Source organism: Staphylococcus simulans (assembly GCF_003043455.1).
GTDB lineage: Bacteria > Bacillota > Bacilli > Staphylococcales > Staphylococcaceae > Staphylococcus > Staphylococcus simulans_A.
Genome location: NZ_PZGG01000013.1, coordinates 37,224 through 51,826 on the forward strand (window position 1 = coordinate 37,224; position 14,603 = coordinate 51,826).

Here is a 14,603-nt window from a genome sequence, read left to right on the forward strand (position 1 = left end):
ATTCATTTATATTCCATATATTACAAACTCTGACAGAAAAAGTCAACATTATTTTTCAGAAATTTAGATAAATTTATTCAATTCAAAAAATCTAAAATAAGAAAGCGATTACATTATCTACAACAAAAAGAACCGAGCCGAAGCCCGGTTCTTAAATACTTAGAACTTAATCTTATTCTTCTTTACGACGTCTTGATCCAAGTACTGTTGTTGCACCTAAACCAGCCATGATTGCACCATAAACTAATGCTGCTGTATCGTCTGAACCTGTTTCAGGTAAAGCTTTAGCTGTTTGTTTAGGTTTTGTTGTTGCTTTAGGTTGTGGTTGTTCTACATTATGATAAACCACTTTATGCGTAGTTTGTTTACCTACGAATTTATGACTATGTTCATTATTTACATCAATGAATCCAGTATGACCATGAGTATCCGATGTTGGTGTACCACTGTTTCCACCAGGTGTAACTGTATCTGGTGTTGATACAGGCACTGTATTCGGTACTGGTACTGTATTTGGTGTTGGCACTGTATTCGGTACCGGCACTGTATTTGGTGTTGGCACTGTGTTCGGTACTGGTACCGGTGTTGGTGTTGGTACTGGTGGTGTCACAGTATTGTGTTGTGCTGGAACTAAAGGAATCATTGGAATCGTTACTTTTGGTGTGTCTGGTTTTCTGCAAGGTACGATAATTCTTGTATTATCTGCACATTGTAATATTACATTACCTTTCACATCATGATTATATCCAATAATCACAATCGCATTACCGTTCACATCACAAGGAATATCAACACGTTGACCATCGCTGAAGATAATCACATTCGTATTATCTTTATCAATGTAGTTATTGATGATATATACCGGTTGTGTTGGTTGAGCGTCTCTTCCATCGCGACCATCTCTGCCGTCACGACCATCTCGACCGTCTCTACCATCTTGGCCTTTTGGAACTGTAATTCTTGAGCCATCGCTGAATTCAATCACTGTATTACCGTTTGGATCTTGACTTGTACCTTTAACAATTACTGAAATACCGTCTTGACCTTTCGGTACTGTAATTGTGTTGCCGTCACTGAATGTCACGACTGTGTTGCCATTCGGATCAATTGTTTGGCCTGTTACTGTGATTGATTTGCCGTCTTTACCATCTCGGCCATCTTTACCACGTTGAACAGTCACTTTAGAGCCATCGCTGAATTCAATTACTGTATTACCGTCTGGATCTTGGCTTGTACCTTTAACTGTCACTGAAGTGCCGTCTTGACCTTTTGGTACTGTAATTGAGTTGCCGTCACTGAATGTCACAACTGTGTTGCCATTCGGATCGATTGTTTGGCCTGTCACTGTGATTGATTTACCGTCTTTTCCATCTCGGCCATCTTTACCACGTTGAACTGTTACTTTAGAGCCATCGCTGAATTCAATCACTGTATTACCATTTGGATCCTGGCTTGTACCTTTAACAGTTACTGAAATACCGTCTTGACCTTTCGGTACTGTAATTGTGTTGCCGTCACTGAATGTCACAACTGTGTTACCGTTTGGATCGATTGTTTGGCCTGTCACTGTGATTGATTTACCGTCTTTGCCATCTCGGCCATCTTTACCACGTTGAACAGTCACTTTAGAGCCATCGCTAAATTCAATTACTGTATTACCTTCTGGATCTTGGCTTGTACCTTTAACTGTCACTGAAGTGCCGTCTTTACCTTTTGGTACTGTAATTGTGTTGCCGTCACTGAATGTCACGACTGTATTGCCGTTTGGATCGATTGTTTGGCCTGTCACTGTGATTGATTTGCCGTCTACTCCATCACGTCCGTCTTTGCCATCTCGGCCATCTTTACCTTTCGCAATTGTAGCTGTTGAACCATCACTGAATTCTACAACTGTATTACCATCTGCGTCCGGATGTGAGTCTTTGACTGTTACTGAAGTTCCGTCTTTACCTTTTGGTACTGTGATTGTATTGCCATCGCTAAATGTCACAACTGTGTTGCCATTCGGATCAATTGTTTGGCCAGTCACTGTGATTGATTTGCCGTCTACTCCGTCACGGCCATCTTTGCCATCGCGACCGTCTTTTCCTTTCGCGATTGTAGTCGTTGAACCATCACTGAATTCCACAACTGTATTACCATCTGCGTCCGGATGTGAGTCTTTGACTGTTACTGAAGTACCATCTTTACCTTTTGGTACTGTGATTGTATTGCCATCGCTAAATGTCACAACTGTGTTGCCATTCGGATCAATTGTTTGACCTGTTACTGTAACTGATTTACCGTCTATACCGTCTTTACCAGGTAAACCTTGATCACCTTTATCGCCTTTCGCAATTGTGACTGAAGTACCATCGCTAAATTCTACAACTGTATTACCGTTAGGATCTTTCGTTGTTGAAACAATAGAGATTGATTTACCATCTTGGCCTTTTGGTACGACAATTTCATGTCCATCACTGAAGACTACTTTCGTATTACCATCTGGTTGAACTGTAGAAGATGTAATTGTGATAGATTGTCCATCTTCACCTTTATCTCCTTTAGCACCTTTAGGTACTACAACTTCGTGTCCATCACTGAATGTCACTTTAACATCGCCATTAGGTAAGTTTTCAGTATTTGTGATAGTAATTGATTTGCCATCTACACCATCTTTACCTTTCGGCACAGTGACTTTAGAACCATCACTGAATTCAATCACTGTATTACCATCTGCATCTGGTTCAGCTTTAGTGATTGTGACTGATTTACCGTCTAATCCTTTAGGAATGTTGATTTCACGACCATCTGAGAAGGTTACTTTAGTAGAGCCGTCAGGTTGTACATCTGTGCCTGTAATAGTCACTGATGTACCGTCTTCACCTTTATCACCTTTGTCTCCTTTAGGGATTGTGACGCTGCTGCCATCACTGAAGTCAACTACTGTGTTGCCATCTGGATCTTTTGTAGTTTTAACTACAGTAACTGATGCACCTGCATCTCCTTTAGCGCCTTTAGGAATAATGATTTCATGTCCGTCACTGAATGTAACTTTGATATCACCGCTTGGTAATGTTTCGTTACCAGTAATAGTCACAGACTTACCATCTACGCCATCTTTCGCTTTCGGAATTGTGACTTTTGTGCCATCGCTAAATGTCACTTCAGTATTGCCATCAGGTGTTTGTGTAGATCCTGTGATTGTTAATGGTTTCGCATCTGCGCCATTTTGACCCGCTTCACCTTGTGCTCCAGTATCACCTTTGTCTCCTTTTTCTCCTTTAGGAATAGTAACTTCTTTACCGTCAGAGAATGTGACTTTTGTATCACCATTTGGTTGTGGTTCTACTTTCGCAACTGTAACTGAATCACCTTTATCGCCTTTATCACCTTTTGCGATTGTGACTGTAGTGCCATCTGAGAAGGTTACTTTCGTATCGCCTTCTGGTGTTTTTTCAGTGCTTTGAACTGTGATAGATTGACCATTTGTGCCGTTTTGACCCGCTTCGCCAGCATCACCTTTATCACCTTTCACACCTTTAGGAACAACAACTTTAGTACCATCACTGAATGTGATTACTGTATTACCATCAGCGTCAGGAGCTGTTTCTTGAACAGTTATAGACTGACCTGCAGCGCCTGCGTCACCTTTTTCACCTTTAGGAATAGTAAGTTCTTTACCATCACTAAATGTGACTTTTGTATCACCATTTGGTTGTGGTTCTACTTTCGCAACTGTGACTGATTGACCTGCTTCGCCAGCGTCGCCTTTTTCGCCTTTAGGGATGACAACTTCGTGTCCATCGCTGAATGTCACTTTCGTTGAACCATCTGGTTGAACAGCTGTTTCAGTAATTGTGATAGATTTTCCATCTACACCATTTTGTCCTGCTTCACCTGTTGCACCAGTATCACCTTTGTCTCCTTTTGGAATCGTTACTTTTGAACCGTCACTAAATGTCACGACTGTATTACCGTCTGCATCTGGTTCAGTTTTTTCAACTGTAATTGATTTACCGTCTTGTGCTTTTGGAATTGTCACTTCATGACCATCAGAGAACACTACTTTCGTGTTGCCATCTGGTTGGACTTCAGATGATTGTACTGTAACGGATTTACCGTCTGCACCATTCGCACCCGTATCACCTTTGTCTCCTTTTTCACCTTTAGGAATAGTAAGCTCTTTACCATCACTAAATGTGACTTTTGTATCGCCATTTTCTTGTGGTTCTACTTTAGCGATTGTGACTGATTGGCCTGCTTCGCCAGCATCGCCTTTTGCGCCTTTAGGGATGACAACTTCATGTCCATCGCTGAATGTCACTTTTGTTGAACCATCTGGTTGAACAGCTGTTTCAGTAATTGTGATAGATTTTCCATCTATACCATTTACGCCGTCTTTCGCTTTTGGAATGACAACTTTTGATCCATCTGAGAAGGTAACTTCTGTATTGCCATCTTTATCAGGTTGAACACTTTGTACAGTGATTGATTTACCGTCTGCACCGTTTTGACCTGCTTCACCTTGCGCACCAGCGTCACCTTTATCGCCTTTAGCGATTGTGATTGCAGTACCATCTGAGAATGTTACTTTTGTATCGCCTTCTGGTGTTTTTTCAGTACTTTGAACTGTAATTGACTTACCATCTACACCATCTTTTGCTTTCGGAATCACGACTTTAGATCCATCACTGAATGTGATTTCTGTATTGCCGTCTGGTGTTTGTGTTGAGCCTGTAACTGTTAATGGTGTTGCATCTTTACCTGCCTCACCTTGAGCGCCAGTATCACCTTTCGCACCTTTTGGAATTGTGACTGATGAACCATCTGAGAATGTCACAACAATATTACCTTCAGCATCAGGTTCAGTTTTATCAACCGTAATTGATTTGCCGTCTTGTGCTTTAGGAATAGTCACTTCATGACCATCAGAGAACACTACTTTCGTGCTGCCATCTGGTTGGACTTCAGAAGATTTAACTGTCACAGATGTACCGTCTGCGCCATTCGCACCCGTATCACCTTTGTCGCCTTTCGCACCTTTCGGAATAGTGACTTCTTTACCATCTGAGAAGATGACTTTTGTATCACCATTTTCTTGTGGTTCTACTTTCGCAACTGTAATTGATTGGCCATCTTTACCATCTTGTCCTGCGACGCCTTGTGCACCTGTGTCACCTTTGTCACCTTTTGCGATTGTGACTGTAGTACCATCTGAGAATGTTACTTTTGTATCGCCTTCTGGTGTTTTTTCAGTGCCTTGAACTGTAATAGATTGACCTGCAGCGCCTGCTTCACCAGTATCGCCTTTATCGCCTTTCGCACCTTTAGGAATGACAACTTTAGTGCCGTCTGAGAATGTGACTTCAGTGTTGCCATCTGGAGTTTGTGTAGATCCTGTAACTGTTAATGGTGTCGCATCTTTACCTGCTTCACCTTGAGCCCCAGCATCTCCTTTTTCTCCTTTAGGAATAGTAACTTCTTTACCGTCACTAAATATTACTTTAGTTGAACCATCTGGTTGCGGTTCTACTTTTGCGACTGTAATTGATTGACCATCTGCACCATTTTGGCCAGCGTCACCTTTGTCGCCTTTCGCACCTTTCGGAATCACAACTTCATGACCATCGCTAAATGACACTTTCACTGAACCGTCTGGTCGAATAGCAGTTCCAGTAATTGTAACTGATGTACCATCTACACCATTTACGCCATCTTTCGCTTTTGGAATGACAGCTTTTGATCCATCTGAGAATGTCACAACTGTGTTGCCATCTTTATCATGTTGGACACTTTGAACAGTAATTGATTTACCGTCAGCGCCATTTTGGCCAGCAGCACCTGTATCACCTTTCGCGATTGTGATTGCAGTACCATCAGAGAACGTTACTGTCGTATCGCCTTCTGGTGTTGTTTCAGTGCTTTGGACTGTAATAGATTTGCCGTCTTTGCCATCTACGCCATCTTTGGCTTTCGGAATCACGACTTTAGATCCGTCTGAGAAGTTAACGACAGTATTACCATCGGCATCTGGTGCAGAGTTTTCTACAGTAATAGACTTACCATCTTGTCCTGCATCACCTTTATCGCCTTTTTCTCCTTTAGGGATCACAATTTCACGTCCATCACTGAATGTAACTTTCGTTGAACCGTCTGGTTGAACTTCACTGCCAGTCACTGTAACGGATTGACCGTCTTTACCGTCTACACCGTCTTTCGCTTTCGGAATGACAACTTTAGAACCGTCGCTGAATGTGACTTCTGTATTACCTTCTGGTGTTTGCGTTGAACCTGTGATTGTTAATGGAGCCGCATCTTTACCTGCTTCACCTTGTGCACCAGTATCACCTTTCACACCTTTAGGTATTGTAACTGTTTTGCCATCAGAGAATGTCACAACTGTGTTGCCATCTGCATCAGGTTTTGAACTATCTACAGTTACAGATTGACCATCAGCACCTTTAGGAATTGTGATGACTTTACCGTCAGAGAATGTGACTTTTGTAGCGCCTTCAGGTGTTGTTTCAGTACTTGTAATAGTGATTGAAGTACCTGGATCACCTTTGTCGCCTTTTTCTCCTTTAGGAATGATGACTTGATGACCATCGCTGAATGTAAGTTTTGTTGAACCATCTGGTTGAACAGCTGTTTCAGTGATTGTGATTGATTGTCCATCTTTACCATTCACACCATCTTTGGCTTTTGGAATTGTCGCATGTGAACCATCACTGAAGTCTAAGATTGTATTGCCTTCAGGATCTTGAGACGTACCAGTGACTGTAAGCGGTGCGGCATCTTTACCAGCTTCACCTTTATCTCCTTTTTCACCTTTCGCAATCGTGATAGATGTACCATCAGAGAATGTCACTTTAGAATTGCCCTCTGGTGTTGTCTCAGTAGCAGTAATTGTGATTGCTTTACCGTCTTTTCCATCTACACCGTCTTTGGCTTTCGGAATCACGACTTTAGATCCGTCTGAGAATGTAACTTCTGTATTGCCATCTTTATCAGGAGCAACATTTTGAACTGTAATAGATTGACCATCTTTACCGTTCGCACCCGCTGCGCCAGTTTCACCTTTATCTCCTTTAGAGATGACAGCTTGTGAACCATCGCTGAAGTGAACGACTGTATTACCAGCGTCGTCTTTTGTTGTTTCAGTGACTGTTAATGGTGCGGCATCTTTACCAGCTGCACCTGTGTCACCTTTTGCCCCTTTAGGAATAGTTACTTCTTTGCCATCAGAGAAGACAACTTTTGTATCACCGTTTTCTTGTGGTGTCACACTTGTGATTGTGACAGATGTACCATCTTTACCGTCTGCACCTGCGGCACCTGTATCGCCTTTGTCTCCTTTAGAAACAGTGGCAGTGCTGCCGTCGCTGAAGCGGATGACTGTGTTACCATCAGCATCTTTTTCAGAACCAGTGACTGTAAGAGGTTTAGCATCTTGTCCAGCATCACCTTTGTCCCCTTTAGGAATTGTTACTTTTTTACCATCGCTGAAGACAACTTCAGAATCACCATTTGGTAATTTGTTGATTTGATCAACAGTTACTGAAGTACCATCCGCGCCTTTTTCACCAACGTCGCCTTTATCTCCTTTAGAGATTGTCGCAGTTCCGCCATCACTGAAGTGGATCACTGTGTTACCGTCTTTATCTTTTTCAGTACTTTGAACAGTTAATGGTGTAGCATCTGCACCTTTTTCACCTTGTGCACCTGTGTCACCTTTATCCCCTTTAGCACCTTTTGGAATCGTTACTTTCGTTCCATCTGAGAATGTCACTTCGATATCGCCATTTTCTAAAGGTTTAGTGCCTTGAACTGTGATTGAGTCACCTGCATCACCTTTCGCACCTTTAGGGATTGTAATCTTAGTTCCATCTGAGAATGTGACTTCATTATCACCATTATCAAGTACTTTACTTGAAGTAATTGTGATTGATTGGCCGTCTTTTCCATCTACACCAGCTGCGCCAGTTTCACCTTTGTCGCCTTTGTTGATTGTAATAGAGTGACCATCAGAGAAGTTCACTTTCGTGTTACCTTCAGGTGTAGTTTCTGTACCTGTGATAGTGATTGAAGCACCGTCTTTACCAGCTTCACCTTGAGCGCCTGTGTCACCTTTCGCGCCTTTAGGAACCACAACTTGTGAACCATCACTGAATGTCACAACTGTATCGCCATTCGCATTTGGTTCAGATGATTTTACTGTAATAGATGCACCATCTTTACCGTTAGGAACTGTAATTGATTTACCGTCGCTGAATGTCACTTTTGTGCCTTCTGGTGTTTGTTCAGAACTTTGAACAGTCACTGAAGTACCGTCTGCGCCTTTTTCACCTGCAGCTCCAGTATCGCCTTTATCTCCTTTAGGAATTTCTAGTGTTTTACCGTCTGAGAATGTCACTTGTTTATTACCATTAGGTAATGTTTCTGTTTTTGTGATTGTCACAGATGTACCGTCTTTACCTTTTGGTACTGTGATAGATTGACCATCAGAGAAGGTAACTTTTGTATCACCATTTGCTTGTGGTTCAATACTTGCGATTGTGATAGATGTACCATCTTTACCTGCTGCACCAGTTGCGCCAGTTTCACCTTTTTCACCTTGTGCACCCGTAGCACCTGTATCACCTTTGTCCCCTTTAGAGACTGTCGCTGTTTGACCATCACTGAAGTGGATAACTGTATTACCTTCTGGATCTTTAGTTGTGCTTGTAACTGTAAGTGGTTCAGCATCTTTACCTGCTGCACCTGTGTCACCTTTTTCACCTTTAGGGATGGTTAATTCTTTGCCATCTGAGAAGACTACTTTTGTATCACCATTCGCTTGTGGTTCAATGCTCTTAATTGAAACCGATTCACCTTTTTCGCCAGTAGCTCCAGTTGCGCCTGTCGCACCTGTATCACCTTTATCTCCTTTAGAGATAGTAGCTGTTGAGTTGTCACTAAAGTGTACGACTGTATTGCCAGCTTCATCTTTAGTTTCACCAGTTACTGTTAATGGTGCTGCATCTTTACCATTTGCACCAGCTACGCCTGTATCACCTTTATCCCCTTTAGAAACAGTTGCTGTTTGACCGTCACTGAAGTGGATAACTGTATTACCTTCTGGATCTTTAGTTGTGCTTGTAACTGTAAGTGGTTCAGCATCTTTACCAGCTGCACCTGTGTCACCTTTCGCACCTTTTGGAATTGTTAATTCTTTACCATCTGAGAAGATGACTTTTGTATCGCCATTCGCTTGTGGTTCGATGCTCTTAATTGAGACAGATTCACCTTTTTCACCAGTAGCGCCAGTTGCACCTGTAGCACCTTTATCTCCTTTAGAGATAACTGCTTGTGAACCATCACTGAAATGAACAACTGTATTGCCAGCTGCATCTTTATCAGTTTTTGTAACTGTTAATGGGGCTGCATCTTTACCTGCTACACCTGTATCACCTTTGTCGCCTTTAGGGATTGTAACGTTACTGCCATCACTAAAGTGTACAACTGTGTTACCGTCTTTATCTGGAGCAGAACTTTCAACTGTTACAGATTGACCATCTTTACCTTTTGGAATAGTAATCACATGTCCATCGCTGAATGTAACTTTTGTATCACCAGTTGGTGTTGTTTCAGTGTTTGTGATAGTAACTGAAGTACCATCTGCACCTTTTTCACCAGTCGCACCTGTTTCACCTTTATCCCCTTTAGAAACAGTCGCTGTTTGACCATCACTAAAGTGGATGACTGTATTACCCTCTGCATCTTTAGTTGTGCTTGTAACTGTAAGTGGTTTGGCGTCTGCGCCAGCTGCACCTGTGTCACCTTTCGCACCCTTAGGAATTGTTAATTCTTTACCGTCTGAGAAGACTACTTTTGTATCGCCATTCGCTTGTGGTGTGATACTTGTGATTGAAATTGAATCACCTTTGCCGCCTTTTTCACCAGTAGCTCCGGTAGCACCTGTTGCACCCGTATCACCTTTGTCACCTTTAGAGATTGTCGCATGAGAACCATCGCTAAAGTTCACAATTGTGTTACCTTGGGCATCTTTTGTTTCACCAGTTACTGTTAATGGTGCGGCGTCTTTACCTGCAGCACCTGTTGCACCAGTATCGCCTTTATCTCCTTTAGGAATTTCAAGTTTCTTACCATCTGAGAATGTTACTTCTTTATTTCCATTAGGAAGTGTTTTAGTTTCAGTAATTGTAACTGAAGTACCATCTTGACCTTTAGGAATTTCAAATGATTTTCCATCAGTAAAGGTTACTTTAGTTGTACCGTCCGCTAATGTTTCAATTTTATCGATACCAATAGAAGTACCGTCTTTACCTGGATCTCCTTTAGCACCTTGTGCCCCTGTTTCACCACGGTCACCTTTATCTACAGTAATTGTAGAACCATCACTAAAGTGAACTAATGTATTACCTTGACCATCTTTTTCAGATGAAGTTACTGTCAATGGAGCAGCGTCTTTACCTGCAGCACCTGTTGCGCCAGTATCGCCTTTAGAGATTGTAGCTGTTTTGCCGTCGCTGAAGTGTACCACTGTGTTGCCAGCTGCATCTTTTGTTTCCTTAACAACTGTTAATGGAGCAGCATCTTCGCCTTTGTCGCCCTTAGCACCTTTTGGTACTACGATTGATTTGCCGTCACTGAAGTTGACTTTGATGTCGCCATTCGCTTGCGGTTCTGTTGATGTGATTGTGATTGATTTGCCATCTTCACCTTTAGCACCTGTTGCACCTGCAGCTCCTGTATCACCTTTGTCCCCCTTAGCTCCTTGAGCTCCATTGTCGCCTTTATCTCCTTTAGAAATAGTTACATGTGATCCATCACTGAAGCTAACAACAGTATTGCCTTGGCCATCTTTAGCTTCGCCAGTCACTGTTAATGGTGCGGCGTCTTTACCTGCAGCACCTGTTGCCCCTGTTTCACCACGGTCACCTTTAGAGATTGTAGCTGTTTTGCCATCGCTGAAGTGTACCACTGTGTTACCATTTGCATCTTTTGTTTCATTGACAACTGTTAATGGAGCAGCATCTTCGCCTTTATCTCCCTTAGCACCTTTTGGTACTACGATTGATTTGCCGTCACTGAAGTTGACTTTGATGTCGCCATTCGCTTGCGGTTCTGTTGATGTGATTGTGATTGATTTGCCATCTTCACCTTTAGCACCAGTTGCACCTGTGGCTCCCGTATCACCTTTGTCTCCTTTAGAGATAGTAGCTGTTGAATTGTCACTGAAGTGAACGACTGTGTTTCCAGCTGCATCTTTTGTTTCACCAGTTACTGTTAATGGTGCGGCGTCTTTACCTGCAGCGCCTGTTGCGCCTGTTTCACCTTTCGCGCCTTGTAGACCAGTATCACCTTTATCTCCTTTAGAGATTGTAGCTGTTTTGCCATCGCTGAAGTGTACCACTGTATTGCCGTTTGCATCTTTTGTTTCATTGACAACTGTTAGCGGTGCGGCATCTTCGCCTTTGTCACCCTTAGCACCTTTTGGTACTACGATTGATTTGCCGTCACTGAAGTTGACTTTGATATCACCATTCGCTTGCGGTTCTGTTGATGTGATTGTGATTGATTGGCCGTCTGCACCGTTTAAACCATCTTGACCTTTATCACCTTTAGAAATTGTTACATATGATCCATCACTGAGATGTACCACTGTATTACCGTCTCTATCTCTTGTTTCTCTTACTACTTTTAATGGAAGGGCATCTTTTCCAGCTGCACCTGTAAGACCAACATCACCTTTGTCCCCTTTATCCCCTTTGTCGCCTTTAGAAATTGTAGCTTGTGAACCGTCACTGAAGTGAACAACTGTATTGCCAGCTGCATCTTTTGTTTCACCAGTCACTATTAATGGTGCGGCGTCTTTTCCGGCTGCACCTGTAGCTCCTGTATCACCTTTGTCACCCTTAGCTCCTTGAGCACCTGTGTCACCTTTATCTCCTTTAGGGATTTCAACTGTGTTACCATCTGAAAATGTTACTTGTTTATCACCATTCGGTAAATCATCAATTGAAACTACAGTGATTGATGTTCCAGGTCTTCCATCTCTACCGTTTCTACCATCTCTACCAGGTTGGCCTTGTTCACCTTTAGGGATAAATATTGAACTGCCATCTGAAAACTCTACAGTAGTACCAAGATCAGATTCAGGAGTTGCAACTACTCTAATTGAATCACCTTTGTCTCCTTTCGGGATTGTGACTGTTTTACCATCAGTAAATGTAACTAGAGTGTCACCGTTAGGTAATTTCGTTTGGCTTTTAACAGTGATTGAATCGCCCATCGGACCTACTGGACCTCTTTCACCTGGGTCTCCCTTTGGAACAGATACTGAGTTATTATCACTAAAGGTAACTTTAGTATCACCATTTGGTAATCTTTGAGTATACTTAACAGTTACAGAAGTACCATCTGCAACAAAGAATTCACCAAGTTTTTCACCAGTTGCTTTATTAGTGATTGTTACTAAAGTACCTGGTTGACCATTTTGTTCTGTTTTCAAGCTAGAATAGGCAAGTTCTGGTGTATGACCATCTCTAGGCACAATTGTTTTGCCTGGTAAACTTGTATTTCCATCCTTAGTAGTAATTGCTGAAATAACTTCACCTTGTTTTAACGGTGCAGCTAAAGTTTGAGTGAATTTACCTTGTGCGTCTGCTGTTGTTTGATAAGTTGTAAGACCTACTGTAATTGTTACAGGGGCATAAGGCATTGTTTCACCTGTGACAACAGTTTCTCCAGATAATTTCGGATCTACAACCGGAGGTAAAATAAAACTATTAGCTGCATCTGCAGGTGCAGCCACGCCTAATTCAATAATTTCAGGAATTTCATCTTTAATTTTTGTTTCGGTTTTAACAGTACTACCTAATTGAACATTTTTGTAGTACCAATTTGTACTGGTAATCTCATTAATACCGTTAACACCCGGTCTTGCTACACGTTGTGTACCCGCCGGAATTTTTGTGGATGTTCTATATTCTTTAGTAAAAGGAATCGCTTCTTGGATTTTTTGATCCTCTTGTCTGATATAAAAAATCAACATTACCATCTAAAACAATTTCCATTTTTTCATTGAAATAGTTGGCTGTTGAATATGGATCCGGTGTTGAACTATAGTTACTTCCATTTGGGAACATCATTACAAATCCATCTACACTTAAATCACCATTCCAGTTTTTAACTGGCAAGCTGAATTTAACATCCGCATACCCGTTATTTTTAATTGCTGTATCAGTAAGGAAAGGACGGCCATTTAATGCATAACCTTCTGGATAACCAGGTTTAGCTAGACCTTCTTTTAACACTGACTTTGTAGGGCCTCCATTAGTACCGACCATCTCTACGGTTGCTGGGATGCCTTCTACGTTTGTTGGTAATTGGAAAGCATCACCAAATCTAAATCCACCTAAATCAATAGCATGAGTTTGTCCTGTATTAGCGGTCGCATAATATTTAATCTCAAAGTCCATTTTATTGTTAACTCTGTCTGGTTTTGCCGTAACAATATAACTCGCTGGTTTTTGTCCCATATACGTTTTACCATAACCAGTGATGATGATCCCTCTTTCCGGATCAATTGAAGCACTTGCTTTAAGTGCACCGATTGCTTCAGGTGCTGAAGCGTTTGTTGGAATTTCGATATTTGAAGATGTATTAGGATCTCCTACACGACTTGTTTGAGGTGCTAAACTATCTGCCGCAGTCGGTGCATTAGGATCATCTGCTGCTGCACGCACCGCATACACCGTATATTTAGATGTTTGTTCATTGGCATACTCAATGCCTGCACGTAGGACATCTTGGAATAAGTCTTCTGCTGATACTGCATTATAATCAACATTCAACTTACTTAAGATGCCGTCTACATCTTGTGCCTTATATGTTTCAGATAATAGATTACGAACTAAACCTTCTTTATCTGATGAGTGTAAATATTGTTCAACAAATTCAACAGGTGCTTTTGCGCCATCGTTTAAGCTTGAGTAATCTACTGTACTTTCAGGTACACTGCTTACTTGAGCTGTTTCTGAAGTTTTTACTTCATTAGATGGTGCTGTTTCTTTTGTCGTTGAGTCAGCTTTAGGAGTCGCTTCAGTTTGCGAAGTTGCCTCAGCTTTTTCTACCTTTTGAACACCTTCTTGATTTGTTGGTGCTACTTGTGCTGTATTATCTGAAGGTTTTGCTTCCGATGTTACAGCTGCTTGATTTGATTCATTCGTTGGTTGTGCTGTTGAAACTTCTGGTGTTGATTGTTGCGTTTGAGTTTCTTGATTTACAACAGGGGCCTCAGCTGAAGCTGCTTGATCTGCTCCGTGTTCGGCAGGTTCCTCTGCTTGTTGTGCATCAGTTTCTGATGCTTCTGCGTCACGACTTGCGCCGAACAATAAAGTAGTTCCGAGTAAGATAGAAGCTGTGCCGACTGTAAACTTACGAATTGAATATTTATTATGAATATTCGGTAAGAAGTCTAAACGCTTGTTGCCTGATTTTTTCATGATGTCCTCCGTTTAGTACTTTTGTACATAAAATAATAATGTTTCAAAATGTTTGTTTTTCTCTCACATTCGACTCATTATAGCAAAGTTTTGTACCATTTAGTATAGCAA

The 14,603-nt window shown here is 41.7% G+C and carries 1 protein-coding gene and 1 pseudogene; both read right to left on the reverse strand.

Annotated features, from left to right (window positions below; translation table 11 throughout):
- Positions 1–172 precede the first annotated feature (172 nt).
- Complete coding sequence (locus BU038_RS03860; RefSeq protein ID WP_107604897.1) at positions 173–13,045, reverse strand: LPXTG cell wall anchor domain-containing protein; 12,873 nt, start codon at positions 13,043–13,045, stop codon at positions 173–175.
- 1,327 nt (positions 13,046–14,372) lie between these two features.
- A pseudogene (locus BU038_RS12825) lies at positions 14,373–14,492 on the reverse strand (YSIRK-type signal peptide-containing protein); the annotation flags it as partial.
- Between the last annotated feature and the right edge of the window lie 111 nt (positions 14,493–14,603).

Bases quoted from the DNA above. Each gene is read 5' to 3' on its own strand.
- BU038_RS03860 (WP_107604897.1), bottom strand. From the start codon at position 13,045: ATGGTAATGTTGATTTTTTATATCAGACAAGAGGATCAAAAAATCCAA.